Consider the following 16,320-nt stretch of genomic DNA (forward strand, 5'->3'; position numbering starts at 1 on the left):
GTATTGGAATGGCAAATCGTAGTGAAGATAGAAAACTACTTAGATGTTCCTTCTGCAATAAGACGCAGGATCAGGTCAGAAAACTTATAGCAGGACCAAACGCTTATATTTGTGATGAATGTGTACAGATATGCGCAGAGATCGTTGATGAAGAACTGGAAGAAACAGGTGCTGAAGATTCCATTAATTTACTGAAACCAAAGGAGATCCGTGAATTTCTGGATCAGTATGTAATCGGTCAGGAAGAAGCAAAGAAGGTCTTATCTGTTGCGGTATACAATCATTACAAACGTATCATGGCAGATAAAGATTTTGACGTAGAGCTTCAAAAGAGTAATATTCTCATGGTAGGACCAACCGGTTCCGGTAAGACATATCTGGCACAGACGCTTGCAAAGATCCTGAATGTTCCGTTTGCCATTGCCGATGCAACTGCATTGACGGAGGCCGGATATGTTGGTGAAGATGTAGAAAATATTCTTCTGAAGCTGATCCAGGCAGCTGATTATGATGTAGAACGTGCAGAGCATGGAATTATCTATATTGATGAGATTGATAAGATCACGAAAAAGAGTGAGAATGTATCTATTACCAGGGATGTATCCGGTGAAGGGGTACAGCAGGCTTTGTTAAAGATCGTGGAGGGTACGGTTGCATCAGTACCACCTCAGGGCGGCAGAAAACATCCACATCAGGAATTTATACAGATTGATACATCGAATATTTTATTTATATGCGGTGGAGCATTTGATGGTCTGGAAAAGATCATTGATAACAGAATCGGTAAGAAAGCTATCGGCTTCAATGCTGAGGTTGTAGATAAGACAGAGCAGGATATTGGAGAACTTTTAAAGCAGGTAACTCCTCAAGACTTTGTAAAATATGGATTGATACCTGAATTTGTCGGACGTCTGCCAATCACGGTTACGCTGGATCTGTTGAATAAGGATGCACTTGTAAGAATCCTGACAGATACAAAGAGTGCGATCTGCAAGCAGTATAAAAAGTTATTTGAATTAGATGGCGTGGAATTGGAATTTGATAAAGATGCACTCTACGCTATAGCAGAAGAGGCGATGGAGAGAAAGACCGGAGCCAGAGGACTTCGTTCCATCATAGAGAAAGCAACGCTTGATCTTATGTATGAGATTCCGTCGGATGACAAAGTTGCAAAGTGCGTGATCACAAAAGAGGTTATAACGGATGGAGCACAACCAGAAATCACTTATTCTGATAATCCGGCTGAGAAAAAGCAGATAAAGAAGAAGCGTTCAGTAAAAAACAGTGATGAAATAGCTTAAACAGGGAGCCGGGATGTTATACATCCCGGTTTTTTGATATAAAGGAGATAAAAGTATGGATAATATCGTCTGGAACAGACCGATGATCGTTTTGAACAATATTGTTATTATGCCGGATACTTCCTCACATCTGGATGTGATCAGTAAGGAGTCCTGTGAAGCAGTTGCTAATGCGATGAAGGGTGATTGCAGTATCCTGTTGGTTACAGCGAAGGAAGTGAAGGAGAATGCCAAAGCTCCTGATCTGTATCCGATCGGTGTTACAGCAAAGATCAAGCAATATCTGAAGATGCCGAACAAAACAGTCCGAATTCTTATCGAGGCAGAAAAACGTGCCAGGATCGTATCATTTTACAAGGAAGACGGAGCATATAATGCGGATTTTGAATATATAGATACAGAAGAAACAAACCATCTGGATGCTGCAGAGGAAGAAACATTGAGCCGTATGCTCACGGATAAGCTCAGACAGGCATTTGCAAATGGCATGGGAACAAATAAGCTGTTATATAAAAGACTGCTTACGATCGATGATCTTGCAAAATTTGCCGATGGAGTGACAGAATTCATTCCTGCGCCATATACGAAGAAGCAGGAGATACTGGAAACCCTCGATGTAAAAGAACGTGTAATGAAGATTCTTCAGACGATGGATGAGGAGATGGAGATCTTAGCTATCCGCCAGGAGATTCAGGAGAAATTACAGGATTGTGTAAATAAGCACCAGAGAGAATATGTTCTCAGGGAACAGATGAAGGTTATAAAGAAAGAGCTTGGTGAGGATGATAATACAGAAAAAGCGGCAGATGAATACATGGAGCGTTTGCAGGAACTGACGGCTCCGGATGAGGTCAAAGAGAAGCTTACGAAAGAGATATCCAGACTTCGTGCATTACCACCGATGGCTGCGGAATCAGGCATTCTTATAAATTATATCGAGACTTTGCTCGACTATCCATGGGGTAAATCCTCAAAGGAGAACAATAATCTCGAAGAGGCAATTAAGATTCTGGAACGGGATCATTATGGATTGGAAGAAGTCAAGGAACGGATCATAGATTATCTGGCGGTTCATATTTTAAATGAAAAAGGGAATATGCCGATTCTGTGTCTGGTTGGACCACCGGGAACCGGTAAGACTTCGATCGCAAGATCGATTGCTACCGCGACAGGAAAAGAATATATACGTATGTCACTTGGCGGCGTTCGGGATGAAGCAGAGATCCGTGGGCACAGAAGAACTTATATCGGTGCTATGCCGGGCAGGATCGCACAGTCTATCGCAAAAACAAAGACAGAGAATCCTTTGGTATTGCTTGATGAGGTAGATAAGGTAAGCAGCGACTACAAGGGAGATGTATCATCTGCCCTGTTAGAAGTTCTGGACAGTGAACAGAATAATAAATTTTACGATCATTATTTTGAAGTACCGATCGATCTGAGCAAGGTATTATTTATCGCAACAGCAAATGATGCATCCCTGATCCCCGGACCGTTAGCCGATCGTATGGAGATGATCGAGATTAGCGGATACACGGAAAATGAGAAGTTCAACATTGCGAAGCTGTATTTGGTCAATAAGGCGATCGAGAGAAACGGACTGACCAAGAAGCAGTTCAAGATCAATGGATCAGCGATCAAATACATCATCCGTCATTACACCAGAGAAGCAGGTGTGCGTGATCTGGAGCGGAATATCGACAAGATATGCAGAAAAGCCTGCAGAATGATCCTTACAGAACAGGTGGAGACTGTAAAGGTAACAAAGGACATGATACCGCAGCTTCTCGGAACCGAGAAGTATATGGATGACAGCTACGATTTGACCAATAAGGTAGGCTCTGTGCGAGGTCTTGCATGGACAGCTGTAGGTGGTGTAACACTTAATATAGAAGTGAATATTATGCCCGGAAATGGCAGTATACAACTTACCGGTAAATTAGGTGATGTTATGAAAGAGTCGGCTGTTACAGGTTTATCGTATATCCGTACGATGAAGGAATCAGAGACACTTGGTGAAGATTATTTTGAAAAGCATGATATTCACATTCATATTCCGGAAGGAGCAGTTCCAAAGGATGGCCCTTCGGCGGGAATCACGATGGCAACCGCCATTTATTCTGCGATATTTAATAAGCCGGTAAGGGGAGATCTTGCGATGACAGGAGAGATCACCCTGAGAGGAAGCGTACTTCCGATCGGTGGTTTAAAAGAAAAGCTTTTGGCAGCAAAAACGATCGGTATTAAGAAGGTGTTGATCCCTGAGATGAACCGCAGAGATCTTAACGATATCAGTACAGAGATCACAGACGGACTAGATATTACCTGTGTGAAAACAATGGAACAGGTGCTGAACCTCGCACTTGCAAAAGGAGAAAAGAAATGATAATTAAGAGTGCTGAACTTGAAACAGTATGTGGAATTACAAGTACACTTCCGGAGACAGAGATGCCGGAGATTGCATTTGCCGGTAAGTCCAATGTAGGGAAATCCTCACTGATCAACGGTTTATTAAATCGTAAGTCACTTGCCAGAACATCGTCACAGCCCGGTAAGACACAGACGATCAATTATTATAATATTAATCATGATCTGTATTTTGTCGATCTTCCCGGATATGGCTATGCACAGGTATCCGTAGAGATCCGTGCAAAATGGGGTAAGATGGTAGAACGGTATCTGCATACCTCGAAGCAACTGAGACTGGTTTTTCTGTTGATCGATATTCGACATGAGCCATCGGAAAATGATTGTATCATGTATGACTGGATCGTAAAAAACGGATACGAACCGGTAATTATTGCGACAAAGCTTGATAAGATCAAGAGAAGCCAGATTCAGAAGAATTTAAAGATCATCAGACAGAAGATCCAGCCTGTAGAGGGAACAATTATAATTCCGTTTTCGGCACAGACCAAGCAGGGGAAAGAAGAGATTCTGCAGTTGATCGAAGACCGGATCGCAGAATCAGAACCTGAATTTGAATAATATATGATCAGAGAAATAAAAAATCATTTATATGTATTACAGAAATACATATAAATGATCAGGATTGTTTTTCATCCTTATTATCAGAATACAGCCAGAGAGTATTGATGAGATAGTCATATACTTCGGCACTTTTCGCACGCCAGTTATCGCAGATAGCTATGGCGTGCGTTTTTGTCGGTACGTTGAATTTCAGGTCGACAAGGGTTTCCTTGCGATCTTTTATAATGCATTTAACGGAATATTCGCCATAGTCATTCAGAGAGTAATCTGCATAGATTTCGGATTCGTTTTTCAGATTGATCTTCTGATTATCAAAATAGTCGAGAATGTCCTGCTTGATCGCATAAGGGATACGATTTTCGAACATACTTAAGGCTTCTTCCCCTTTATCTGTAATCTTGTAGTGGGAAGATGACCGTATCATGGATACACAGACAAAATCACACTCGATCAGCCCGTTGATAGCTTCCTGAAGTGTGAAGTAGTTCGTATATCCTTTTGTCAGAACAAAATCTGAAATCTGAGAATTAGTCAGAGTGAAATCCACCCGATCCAGCATGTATAATATAATTAATTTGTATAAGACGATAGAATCTGTATTCATATAATATCCTTTGTATGTTTTGTAAGAATAAATGTATCACAAGAAAAGCATAAAATCAATGAAGTAATATTTCTATATAAGAATATTCTACAAAAGAAATGTAGTAATATTCCTGTAAAAGAAAAAGATTTACAAAATTGTTTTTTATGCTATACTAAGTCTATCAATTTAAACGATCACATGGCATCCGGATATCGACATGACAGGATGCACAGGTAATCATATATAGTATTTGATATGCCTGTTTCGAAGAGAATTCATTACGATAACAATATTTCCCAAATAATATTTGAATTGAATAGAATGGATAAAATCGGAAGGAGTAGAAGATGGATTTTAAAAATGCATCATTAGATGAATTGAAGCAATTCGTAAAGGAACATAAGATAAAGGGTGTATCAGCACTCCGCAAATCTGCCCTGATCGAATTCCTTGAGAAGAATTATAATGGTGAAACAGATCATACAGCAGAAATAAACGAAGCTAAACCACAAAAAGCCGATGCAGAAAAGAAAAAAAGGCCGGGAAAAACACAGAAAAAAGGGAAAACAGAGCATACGGATAAATCCGCAAGCTCAGACCAAACTGTGCAGGTAAAGAATGCGGAAGCGACAGAACAGCAGGAAAAGTCAGAGGCAGATGTAGTAAAAAAACCAGACAGAAACAAATCTGAGAATAGTCAGAAATCCGGAGAAGCCGGTAGAAGACAGCACAGAAATAATGCCGGACGACAGACCAATCGGAACGGTAAAAGGCAGGAACGTGATCATCGGTCACAGGGAAATAATAACAGAAATAATAATTCGAATCGTGCAAGTAATATATCAAATACGAATAACGCAAGAAAAGACACTGATCAGGAGAACAAGCAGGTTGTAGCTGAACAGACAAAGCAGGAAGTTAATACGGAAAAGACGGCTGTTGAAAAATCTGTGATGGCAGACAAGAAGACAGCTTATGAAAAAACTGCAATAACGGATAAGAAAGAGACTTATGAAAAGCCGGTTATGGAAGAAAAAAATCCGGGCTTTGATACAGAGGTAAGAACGGAGATAAAATCTGAGAACAGACAGGAGAACTCGCTTTCTCAGCAGGAATCAAACGGACCGGAGCTTGACAGTGGCAAGATGGCACATGGAATTCTGGAGGTAATGCAGGAAGGCTATGGTTTTATAAGAAGTGCAAATTATCTGCCGGGAGATCAGGATATCTATGTGTCACCGGCGCAGATCCGTAGATTTGGACTTAAGACCGGAGATATCATAACCGGAAATATCCGTGTAAAGACGCAGGGGGAGAAGTTTGGTGCATTATTATATGTGGCTTCTGTAAATGGAGAAAGCCCTGCAAGTATAGCAGGAAGAAAAGCATTTGAAGATCTGACACCAATCTTTCCAAATGAACGCATTAATATGGATGGAGAAGACAGCCCGATTCCGATCCGTATGATCGATCTGTTATCACCGATCGGTAAAGGACAGCGTGGAATGATCGTTTCCCCACCAAAGACAGGTAAGACGACATTAATCAAACAGATTGCAAAATGCATCAGTACCAGATATAGTGAGATCCATCTGCTTGTACTTCTGATCGATGAAAGACCGGAGGAAGTAACGGATATCAGGGAATCCATAGAGGGACCGAATGTAGAAGTTATTTATTCGACATTTGATGAGCTGCCGGAGCATCATAAGCGTGTATCGGAAATGGTGATCGAACGTGCAAAACGACTGGTAGAGCAGAAGAAAGATGTCGTGATCTTATTAGACAGTATTACAAGACTTGCAAGAGCGTACAACCTTACAGTTCCACCAAGTGGAAGAACCTTATCCGGTGGTCTTGATCCTGCGGCGTTACATATGCCGAAGAAATTCTTTGGTGCTGCCCGTAATATGCGTGAGGGTGGAAGTCTTACGATCCTTGCGACAGCGCTGGTTGAGACAGGAAGCAAGATGGATGATGTCGTATTCGAGGAATTCAAAGGAACCGGTAATATGGAACTGGTGCTTGACCGGAAGCTCGCAGAAAAGAGAATCTTCCCTGCAATCGACATTGCAAAATCCAGTACCAGACGGGATGATCTGTTATTATCACCGGAAGAACAGGAAGTTGTATACGCACTTCATAAGATCTTATCCGGTAATAAGGCAGAGGATATGCTGGAGGATGTACTGAAATTATTCGTCCGAACCAAGAATAATAAAGAGTTTATCTATTATGTTAAAAAATCATTGTTAAGAAAATAAAAAAACACTTGCATTTCTATGTCGGTTTGTGTTAGAATACAAAAGCTGTGTTTTATGAAGAAGTGAGGCTGATGGCCTATTCTCATATATCAATAATATAATAAAGAGGTGAGATTAAATGAGAGAAGGAATACATCCAAATTATTATCAGGCAAAGGTTGTATGTAACTGCGGAAACGAATTTGTTACAGGTTCTACAAAAGAAGAAATTCATGTAGAAATTTGCTCAAAGTGTCATTCATTCTATACAGGCCAGCAGAAGGCAGCTAAGGCTCGTGGTAGAATTGATATGTTCAACCGTAAGTACGGTGTTTCACAGTCAAACTAATAAAAAGGATGATAGGTTGAGGTTAAAGCTTTTAATCTCAGCCTATTTTTGTTTTAGGAAACAATTTAACGAGGTATAGAATTTGAAAAGAGCCAGAATAGGTGGTCAGGCGGTGATCGAAGGCGTAATGATGAAATACGAGGATCAGTACGCAGTAGCAGTCAGAAAGCCGGATCAGGAAATTGAAGTTAAAGTTGAAAGCTATACACCGATAGGTGAAAAATATAAAATCCTGAAATTGCCGATCCTTCGTGGAGTGGTTAATTTCTTTGAGTCGCTGGTAATTGGAGTTAAAACGCTGACATATTCAGCCGATTTTTATGAAGAGGAAGAACCGGCTGGAAAGAGTGAAAATAAAGATGATTCCAGGTTGTCAGATACAGAAAGTAATAATGGAAGCGGTTCAGGTGAGAACGGCAGTAAAAACAATAAAAAAGAAAGCAGTACAGGAGATGATCTGATGATGATCGGAACCGTTATTGTATCACTTGCCATTGCAATCGCATTATTCATGCTGCTTCCGGCATTTATTGCAGGACTGCTTGAGCATGTGACAAAAAGCAATGCATTGATAGCGGTAGCGGAAGGTGTGCTTCGCCTGGTGATCTTTCTTGCATATGTAGTATTAATATCATTGATGAAGGATATCAAACGTGTATTTATGTATCATGGTGCAGAGCATAAGACAATCAACTGTTTTGAAGCAGGCGATCCGCTGACTCCGGAAAATGTAAAGAAACATTCCAGATACCATAAACGCTGTGGAACCAGTTTTTTGGTAGTCGTTATGATCATAAGCATTATTGTATTTATGTTTATAAATGTGAAGTCTATGTGGCTGCGCTTGCTGTCGCGTGTACTTCTGGTTCCGATTATTGCGGGAATCTCGTATGAATTTATCATGTTTGCAGGCAGAAGTGACTCAAAGCTTGCGAATATATTAAGTGTACCCGGTATGTGGGTACAGCGTCTTACGACGAAGGAACCGGATCTTGAGATGTGTGAGGTGGCAATTCGTTCGGTAGAAGCGGTGATCGACTGGCGTGCTTATCAGGACGCTATGAAGCGTGGAGAGATCGAAGATTAAGAAGTTGAAATGATGCCAGTGAATGTAAAAGGAAATAGACGTATGACTCAGTATCAGCTTGTAACAGCAGGAAAAGAAAAACTGAACGAACATAATGTGCCGGATGCAGATATCGATGCAGAGTTATTATGGCTCTTTGTATCAAAGCAGGATAAGATGGCATATATTATGAATCGGCAGGAAGATGTTACCGAAACGATCCGTTCTTCCTATGAAGCGTTGATCGATAAAAGGTCAAAACGTATTCCGTTACAATATATAACAGGCATACAGTGCTTTATGGGGTATGATTTTGAGACTGCACCGGATGTACTGATTCCAAGATTTGACACAGAAGTTCTGGTGGAACAGGCAAACCGCTTGATTCAGGACATACATTCTGATAAGATGTCTGTGCTGGATATGTGCTGTGGTTCCGGGTGCATCGGATTGTCGGTAGCACTTATGAATCAGGATATTCATATAGATCTATGTGATATCTCAGATTCCGCGATCGCACTTACGACAAAAAATGCGAAACGATTAGAAGTATCTGATTATACTGTTATAAAATCAGATTTATTTGATAAGATAGATAAAAGATATGATATGATCCTGTCCAACCCACCATATATAGAGAGCAAAGTGATCGATGGATTGATGCCGGAGGTTCGGGATTATGAGCCGAGGCTGGCATTGGACGGCGATGCGGACGGATTGAAGTTTTACAGAGCAATTATAGAGAATGCGGAGAGTTATTTAAATGAAAAAGGATATATTTTATTTGAAATTGGTAATCATCAGGCACATGATGTGCAGCAGCTCCTTGTAGATAAGCATTTTGAAGATGTACGCGTAGTGAAAGACCTCGCAGAAAATGACAGGGTTGTAATTGGAAGAAAAGCCTGAAAAAAGGCTGGATATATTAACAGACACATGAACAGGAAATGAGCATGTGCTGCAGGAGGATTATTATGTTTGATAAATTAGAAGATTTAGTAGACAGACTTGATACATTAAATAACCAGTTGACGGATCCGGACATCGTATCTGATCAGAACAAGTTCCGTAAATTAATGAAGGAGCAGAGCGAACTGACTCCTATCGTCGAGAAATATAAAGAATATAAGGATGCAAAGCAGACGATCGAAGACAGTCTGCTTATGCTTGAAGAAGAAAATGATGAAGAGCTTCGTGAAATGGCGAAGGAAGAATTAAATGAAGCAAAGGCAACAGTAGAAAAGACGGAAAATGAATTAAAGATTCTGCTTCTTCCAAAAGATCCGAACGATTCCAAGAATGTTATCGTCGAGATCCGTGCAGGTGCGGGCGGAGATGAAGCCGCATTATTTGCATATGAGATCTACAGAATGTATCAGAAATACGTTGATCAGTTCAAATGGAAAGTAGAACTGATGAGTGTAAATGAGAATGGAATCGGTGGTTTCAAGGAAGCGGTATTTATGATCACAGGTGATGGTGCATATTCCAAGATGAAATATGAGAGTGGAGTTCACCGTGTACAGAGAATCCCGAAGACAGAGTCTGGCGGAAGAATCCATACCTCAACTGTAACAGTTGCAGTTATGCCAGAAGCAGAGGAAGTTGATGTAGAGATCAATGAAAATGATATCCGTATCGATGTCATGCGAGCATCCGGTAACGGTGGTCAGTGTGTCAATACAACAGATTCAGCCGTTCGTCTGACACATATACCAACCGGTATCGTAATTTACAGCCAGACCGAGAAGTCCCAGCTTCAGAATAAGGCGAAGGCATTTGCGCTGCTCCGTTCCAAGCTGTATGATATGGAGCTTCAGAAACAGCATGATGCAGAAGCTGCAGACCGTAAGAGCCAGATCGGAACCGGAGATCGTTCAGAGAAGATTCGTACTTATAACTTCCCGGAAGGCCGTGTAACCGATCACAGAATCAAACTCACCTTGTATAAGCTGGAACAGATCTTAAACGGTGATCTGAATGAGATTATCGACAGTCTGATCGCAGCAGATCAGGCAGCCAAGCTTTCTCAGGTAAATGAGGAAGAATAAAAGAAACCCTCGATATTGAAAAAAACAAGTTGGCATCTGCCTGATCCGGCAGATGCCATTTTTAAGTAAAAGAGGGTGTTGGCGAAATAAACCGAATAAATAGTTCAAATTGATTGACATATTTTTGAATAAGTGGTTATATTATATGTGGCTTAAATGGACATACTAATGATAATTTACAGATACGAAACGAGGTAGCTAGATGTATAAAAAGAATGTAAGGTTCTTCTTTGCTTTGTTCATGAGTAAGCTGGCAAGAACCATGCAGAGAATGTTGAAGATGAACGCAAGTTATTTTCCGGGAAAGCTGGCGATCAAGCTTTGTCCTGATTTCCTTGGAAGAATAGAAAAGCCGGAGACGATCATCAGTGTTACAGGTACAAATGGTAAGACTACAGTATGTAATATGATCATTGATGCACTGGAAAAAAATGGTTACGATGTCTTAAGTAATCGTGCCGGATCAAATATTAATGCCGGAGTTGCAAGTGCCCTGATCGCTGAAAGCAAGCTTTCAGGAAAAACAAGGAAAAAGATCGCAGTATTTGAAATCGATGAGAGAAGCTCAAAACTGATATATCCATATATAAAGCCGACATTTGCAGTATGTACGAATCTGTTCCGTGATTCCATTCACAGAAATGCTAATCCGGAATTTATATTCAATATTATAAACAGCAGTCTGCCGGAAGAATCTCATTTGATATTAAATGCAGATGATCTGATCAGTTGTAACCTTGGGGAGAAAAATAAAAAAACATATTTTTCAATCAACAGACTGCCTTCGGACAGGGAAGAGAGCATTAATCTGATCAATGATATGAGAATCTGTCCAAAATGTCATCACAAATTGAAATATAACTACGTCAGATATCATCACATCGGAAATGCAAAGTGTGAATTTTGTGGCTATGCATCACCGGTTGGAGATTATAAGGCAGAGCTTGATTTTGATAAAAATGTTATGGCTGTTGCACATGGAGATAAGACAGAAAATTACCATATGGTAAGCAACAGCATCTTTAATCTGTATAACCAGTTAACAGCGATTACGACACTTCGGGAAGCCGGACTTACAGAAGAACAGGTTCAGAAATCATTTGACAATCTGAATATTGTAGAGTCCCGTTACTCAAAGGAATCTGTAAAGGGCATTAATGTAATTACCCATATGGCGAAAGGTCAGAATCCGATCGCATGCTCCTGTGTATTTGAGTATGTAGCAAAGGAACCGGGTAAGAAAGAGATCATCTTGTTATTGGATGATATCTTTGACAGACGGGGTTCATCCGAAAACATGACATGGATTTTTGACTGCGATTTTGAATTCTTAAATCAGCCGAATATTACAAATATTGTTATTGCGGGTGTCCGTACAACTGATTATAAACTTCGTCTGATGATGGCAGGTGTGCCTGAAGAGAAGTTAAAAGAGACTTCTGATGAAGAAGGTGCTTATAAACTTCTGGAATTAAATGATACAGACAGTATCTATATACTTCATGAGTTATATGCAGCAGATACGGCTATGAAACTCAGAGACAGTGTTAAGCAGTATATAAACGAAAAGGAGGCATAGAAAAATGGGAACAGGTATTAAGATCGAAGTCCTTTATGGTGAATTTGCCAATCTTTTCGGAGAGCTGCAGAATGTTAATTATCTGAAATCATGCATTCCTGATGCAGAGGTGATCTACACTGGACTGCATGACAAACCGGCGTTTGCGGATGGCGGAGCGGATTTTGTATATATGGGTTCCATGACAGAGAACCAGCAGGAGCTGGCGATAGAAGCATTAATGCCGTATAAGGAAGAGCTTGCAGCACAGATTGATGCAGGAACAGTATTTTTATTCACGGGTAATGCCATGGAAATCATGGAAATGTACATTGAGAATGAAGATGGAAGTAAGATAACCGGACTGGGCTTCTTTGATACTTATGCGAAGAGAGATATGATGCATCGTTATAATTCATTGATCCTCGGAAAATATGAAGATATCAAACTGGTAGGATTTAAAGCACAGTTCAGTCATTCCTATGGAGATAATTCAAACAGTTATTTTTATGATGTGATCCGTGGTGATGGACTTCATCCGGGTGTACAGACAGAAGGATTAAAGAGAAACAATTTCTTCGGTACCTATACGGTAGGACCGTTTCTTGTATTAAATCCGTTATTTGTTAAATATCTGATGACACTTCTTGGAATCAAGGAACCAAAGCTTGCATATGAAGAAGTCATTATGAAGGCGTACAGACAGAGGCTTTCAGAATTTGAAGATGAAAAGTTGAGATACGAATAAGAGTCTTAACAGCTAAGGAGGCACAAAGACAATGAATGGTAAAGAGGTATTTGAAACATACGAATCAGAGGTAAGATCATATTGCAGAAGTTTTCCTGCAATCTTTACAAAAGCAAAGGGATCGATCATTACCAGTACGGATGGTACAGATTATATTGATTTCTTTTGTGGAGCGGGAGCGGTAAATTATGGTCATAACAATGATTTTATTAAAGGAAAGCTGATCGATTATCTTGCAAATGATGGCATTATCCATTCTCTTGATATGATGACAGAGCCAAAGGAAGAATTTATCCGTTATTTTGAGGAAGAAGTTCTTCAGAAGCGAGGCTTGAATTATAAGATCATGTTCCCCGGCCCAACAGGAACAAATGCAGTTGAAGCAGCATTAAAACTTGCAAGAAAAGTTAAAAAGACAAATCAGATTTGGGCACTTATGGGTTGTTTCCATGGAATGACACTCGGAGCTCTGGCTCTTACCAGTGATTCAGGAAGCAGAAAAGGAGGCGGTGTATGTTTAAACGATGTTACACATATTCCTGCACCATATATGTTTCCTGAATTTGATACGATCAAATATATGGAGACGTTACTGACAGATGATCATTCAGGTGTCGAGAAGCCGGCTGCACTCTTTATCGAGACCGTTCAGGCAGAGGGTGGCGTTCAGGTATTCTCGGTTGAATACTTAAAGGCTGTCAGAGAATTATGTGATAAATATGGTATCCTTCTGATCGTTGACGATATTCAGGTTGGCTGTGCAAGAACCGGCACTTTCTTCTCATTTGAACGTGCAGGAATCGTACCGGATATGGTCGTAATGTCCAAATCAATCGGTGGATATGGTATGCCATTTGCGCTTACAATGTTCAAACCGGAACTGGATATATGGGCACCGGGCGAGCATAATGGAACCTTCCGTGGAAATCAGCTCTCTATGGTTGCTGCCAGATACGGTCTTCAGTATATGCTTGAAAATAATGTAGAAGCAGAAGTAAAACGTAAAGAGAAAATTGTCAGAACATACTTTAATGATAATTTGCAGGGGGATGCGGTCCAGATTCGAGGAATCGGCCTTATCTGGGGTATTCAGGTTGCTGATGGAAAGACGGCACTTGCGATCGCTAACAGATGCTTTGAGAAGGGACTTATCATTGAACGCGCAGGTCGTGATAATGATGTAGTGAAATTAATGCCTGCACTTACGATTCCGGATGATCAGTTGGTAAAGGGCCTGGATATTCTTGTATCAAGTGTAAAGGAAATCTGCAATTTGTAAAAGTATAGATAACAGATGTGAGTTATGCTCATAATATTATAATATACCCCCGGGTGATGATACGTTCAAAATTTATGATTCATTACCCGGGGATATTTTATTATTTCGATTAATGATCTGTATCTTTTTATTGTTTGGTAAGTACACAGATCTCAGGCAGTAGGATTGGCGAAGAGAGTTGGTTATTAAAAAGAGAATCGGTTGTTAAGAAATATTCACTTGACAAAAAACAGGTAACATGAAACTATGGATGTAGGGTTTTTTGTTATAGGATGGAATGGGAGGTAACTTAATATGGATATAAATAGAACACCACCGAATTATGACGGACAGCCAAATTATAATAACGTGCCGCCAAACTTCGGTGAACAACAGAATTATAATAACGTGCCGCCAAACTTCGGAGAACAGCAGAATTATAATAACGTGCCGCCAAACTTTGGTGAACAACAGAATTATAATAACGTGCCGCCAAACTTTGGAGGACAGCAGAATTTTAACACACCGCCAAATTTTGGATGGCAGTCAAATTACGATTATAAGCCGAGAAGATCAAGACCGGGGGTATCGCCCGAACGGTTTGAGATTTTTGGCGGTTTTGCGTTTGGTTATGCCATGATCTACAGTGTGCTGATGTATCGAAATTATGCAAGTATCTGTGCTGTATTCATGGCGGTTATGACCGTTTTGTTTATGAGCTTCAGTATCATGCGCCATGAGAAGAATCTGCCGGTAAATGACGGAGAATCGTTATCTTTTGGGAAACTTTTTGGAAAGCAGACGAAGCTGATTCCGCATTATGCAGGTATCCTTTTGCTTGGAGTATCAGTTTGCAGGACCGATGATTCATTTTTGATCGTTTTGGATCATCTTTGCATTTTATTCCTTGTGTGTGCAGGGCTTCTCCGGTATTTTGATGATCTTAAAAATATGGGATTTATCGAATATGGTCTTACGGTTATCGAGAAGATGGCAGAGCCGTTTACCTGTTTTGACCGTTTTTTCTCAGACTACAGACAATATAACAGAGAACATGAAAATGCAAGAAAACGTGCGAAATTTGTCTATATTCTGATCGGTGTTGTCGTTGCGATTCCGTTGCTGTTCGTAATGATCAGCCTGCTTTCCAGTGCAGATCAGATCTTTGGAGATGCAGTTGAAACATTACTTGGAAATATTTTCCTGTCATGGGATGCAATCTGGTTTCTTGTATTTGCATTTGCGGCGTTATTATTTACATATGGTATCATTGTGTCAGCACCATTTGGAAGCAGACATCACAGACAGACAAAAGAAGGAACACATGAACCTATCATTGCGATCACGGCAATGGGGCTTCTTACCCTGGTGTATCTGTTGTTTTCAGTGATCCAGATCCTATATCTGTTTACAAATAATATGTCACTGCCGGATGATATGACTTATGCGGAATATGCCAGACAGGGATTCTTCCAGCTTATGTTCGTATCGGTGCTGAATGTGATACTGGTATTGATCTGTCATGCAATTTTCAGTAAAAGTACGGTGCTTAATATCGTACTGACTATTATGTCGGCTTGTACCTACGTGATGATCGCATCTTCGGCACTTCGTATGACAATGTATATCAAAGCATATGATCTTACTTATATGAGGATTCTGGTATTTGCAGCACTGGCTGTTCTTGCTGTGGTACTTGCAGGCGTGATTGTCAGAATCTATACTGACCGTTTTCCACTGGTGCGTTATTCGATGTTTGTGATCGTTACTGTATATATTATTGTATCATTCCTTCGCCCGGCTTATCTGGTTGCCAGATATAATCTGGAAAATCAGGATCCGAAGGATGTGGATTTCCGGTATGTGACGTCACTTGGCGCAGATGGAGCGGAAGAAGTATATGAGTTCATCGTAGATAACTATATGACGGGACAGGATGATGATTACTACGAGTACGATAACTACCAATATGACGATTATTATAACAAATATAATAATTATAAGGATATCAAGGGCTTCTCGTATGACAGAATGGAATGGTATTTTAATGGAATTCGGGATACCTATAAAGAAAAAGGTGCGATCCGTGGATTTAACTTCTCAAGAAATAAGGCAGAGAAGTATGCAAAACGTTTCTTTAAATGGTATGGAGAAGATGAATAAGGTACA

General features: G+C 40.3%; 13 protein-coding genes. 12 read left to right on the top strand and 1 reads right to left on the bottom strand.

All coding sequences use genetic code 11. The features are described 5' to 3' along the window. Positions 1–8: 8 nt before the first annotated feature. The 3 genes from clpX to yihA are packed head-to-tail and all read left to right on the top strand — an operon-like array spanning position 9 to position 4,289. The gene (gene clpX / locus DWW43_RS05960; protein ID WP_008400600.1) at positions 9–1,301 is read left to right on the top strand and encodes an ATP-dependent Clp protease ATP-binding subunit ClpX; all 1,293 of its coding nucleotides are present in this window, start codon (positions 9–11) and stop codon (positions 1,299–1,301) included. A 55-nt stretch (positions 1,302–1,356) separates the two neighbouring features. Further along, complete coding sequence (gene lon, locus DWW43_RS05965) at positions 1,357–3,687, top strand: endopeptidase La (RefSeq protein ID WP_008400602.1); 2,331 nt, start codon at positions 1,357–1,359, stop codon at positions 3,685–3,687. Continuing rightward, a complete protein-coding gene (yihA, locus tag DWW43_RS05970; RefSeq protein ID WP_008400603.1) occupies positions 3,684–4,289 on the top strand; it encodes a ribosome biogenesis GTP-binding protein YihA/YsxC in 606 nt (201 codons plus the stop codon). The genes lon and yihA overlap by 4 nt, the downstream gene beginning before the upstream one ends. A 58-nt stretch (positions 4,290–4,347) precedes the next feature. On the opposite strand, the gene DWW43_RS05975 is transcribed toward yihA, so the two are convergent. Next, positions 4,348–4,896, bottom strand: a complete 549-nt coding sequence (locus DWW43_RS05975; protein WP_044944871.1) for a DUF4364 family protein — start codon at positions 4,894–4,896, stop codon at positions 4,348–4,350. Positions 4,897–5,225: 329 nt separating this feature from the next. Between DWW43_RS05975 and rho the strand changes: the two genes are divergently transcribed. The 9 genes from rho (at position 5,226) to DWW43_RS06020 (ending at position 16,314) form a co-directional block, all read left to right on the top strand. Beyond that, positions 5,226–7,142: a transcription termination factor Rho gene (gene rho, locus DWW43_RS05980; RefSeq protein ID WP_119963020.1), complete on the top strand. Its 1,917-nt coding sequence runs from the start codon at positions 5,226–5,228 to the stop codon at positions 7,140–7,142. Between the two features lie 118 nt (positions 7,143–7,260). Further along, positions 7,261–7,470, top strand: coding sequence for a 50S ribosomal protein L31 (gene rpmE / locus DWW43_RS05985; RefSeq protein WP_008400609.1), 210 nt, complete (start codon positions 7,261–7,263; stop codon positions 7,468–7,470). Positions 7,471–7,552: 82 nt separating this feature from the next. Further along, positions 7,553–8,557 carry a DUF1385 domain-containing protein gene (locus DWW43_RS05990; RefSeq protein ID WP_207666000.1) on the top strand — a complete coding sequence of 335 codons (1,005 nt, stop codon included), beginning with the start codon at positions 7,553–7,555 and terminating at the stop codon, positions 8,555–8,557. Between the two features lie 9 nt (positions 8,558–8,566). Continuing rightward, positions 8,567–9,445 carry a peptide chain release factor N(5)-glutamine methyltransferase gene (gene prmC / locus DWW43_RS05995; protein WP_008400611.1) on the top strand — a complete coding sequence of 293 codons (879 nt, stop codon included), beginning with the start codon at positions 8,567–8,569 and terminating at the stop codon, positions 9,443–9,445. Between the two features lie 65 nt (positions 9,446–9,510). Further along, complete coding sequence (prfA, locus tag DWW43_RS06000) at positions 9,511–10,587, top strand: peptide chain release factor 1 (RefSeq protein WP_008400612.1); 1,077 nt, start codon at positions 9,511–9,513, stop codon at positions 10,585–10,587. A 202-nt stretch (positions 10,588–10,789) separates the two neighbouring features. Further along, positions 10,790–12,166, top strand: coding sequence for a Mur ligase family protein (locus DWW43_RS06005; protein ID WP_008400613.1), 1,377 nt, complete (start codon positions 10,790–10,792; stop codon positions 12,164–12,166). 4 nt (positions 12,167–12,170) lie between these two features. After that, positions 12,171–12,893, top strand: a complete 723-nt coding sequence (locus DWW43_RS06010) for a hypothetical protein (protein WP_008400614.1) — start codon at positions 12,171–12,173, stop codon at positions 12,891–12,893. Positions 12,894–12,924: 31 nt separating this feature from the next. Continuing rightward, positions 12,925–14,172 carry a diaminobutyrate--2-oxoglutarate transaminase gene (gene ectB / locus DWW43_RS06015; protein ID WP_119963021.1) on the top strand — a complete coding sequence of 416 codons (1,248 nt, stop codon included), beginning with the start codon at positions 12,925–12,927 and terminating at the stop codon, positions 14,170–14,172. A 294-nt stretch (positions 14,173–14,466) separates the two neighbouring features. Further along, entirely contained in the window at positions 14,467–16,314 is a 1,848-nt protein-coding gene (locus DWW43_RS06020) for a DUF4153 domain-containing protein (RefSeq protein WP_119963022.1), read from the top strand. Positions 16,315–16,320 lie beyond the last annotated feature (6 nt).

Source organism: Clostridium sp. AF15-41 (genome assembly GCF_003604095.1).
In the GTDB taxonomy this organism is placed as follows: domain Bacteria; phylum Bacillota; class Clostridia; order Lachnospirales; family Lachnospiraceae; genus Coprococcus.

What these genes read in the sequence shown, in the direction of transcription:
- prfA (WP_008400612.1), top strand. Translation starts at nt 9,511, where the DNA reads ATGTTTGATAAATTAGAAGATTTAGTAGACAGACTTGATACATTAAAT.
- ectB (WP_119963021.1), top strand. Translation starts at nt 12,925, where the DNA reads ATGAATGGTAAAGAGGTATTTGAAACATACGAATCAGAGGTAAGATCA.
- DWW43_RS06020 (WP_119963022.1), top strand. Translation starts at nt 14,467, where the DNA reads ATGGATATAAATAGAACACCACCGAATTATGACGGACAGCCAAATTAT.
- lon (WP_008400602.1), top strand. Translation starts at nt 1,357, where the DNA reads ATGGATAATATCGTCTGGAACAGACCGATGATCGTTTTGAACAATATT.
- DWW43_RS06010 (WP_008400614.1), top strand. Translation starts at nt 12,171, where the DNA reads ATGGGAACAGGTATTAAGATCGAAGTCCTTTATGGTGAATTTGCCAAT.
- prmC (WP_008400611.1), top strand. Translation starts at nt 8,567, where the DNA reads ATGATGCCAGTGAATGTAAAAGGAAATAGACGTATGACTCAGTATCAG.
- DWW43_RS05975 (WP_044944871.1), bottom strand. Translation starts at nt 4,896, where the DNA reads ATGAATACAGATTCTATCGTCTTATACAAATTAATTATATTATACATG.
- rpmE (WP_008400609.1), top strand. Translation starts at nt 7,261, where the DNA reads ATGAGAGAAGGAATACATCCAAATTATTATCAGGCAAAGGTTGTATGT.
- DWW43_RS06005 (WP_008400613.1), top strand. Translation starts at nt 10,790, where the DNA reads ATGTATAAAAAGAATGTAAGGTTCTTCTTTGCTTTGTTCATGAGTAAG.
- clpX (WP_008400600.1), top strand. Translation starts at nt 9, where the DNA reads ATGGCAAATCGTAGTGAAGATAGAAAACTACTTAGATGTTCCTTCTGC.
- yihA (WP_008400603.1), top strand. Translation starts at nt 3,684, where the DNA reads ATGATAATTAAGAGTGCTGAACTTGAAACAGTATGTGGAATTACAAGT.
- rho (WP_119963020.1), top strand. Translation starts at nt 5,226, where the DNA reads ATGGATTTTAAAAATGCATCATTAGATGAATTGAAGCAATTCGTAAAG.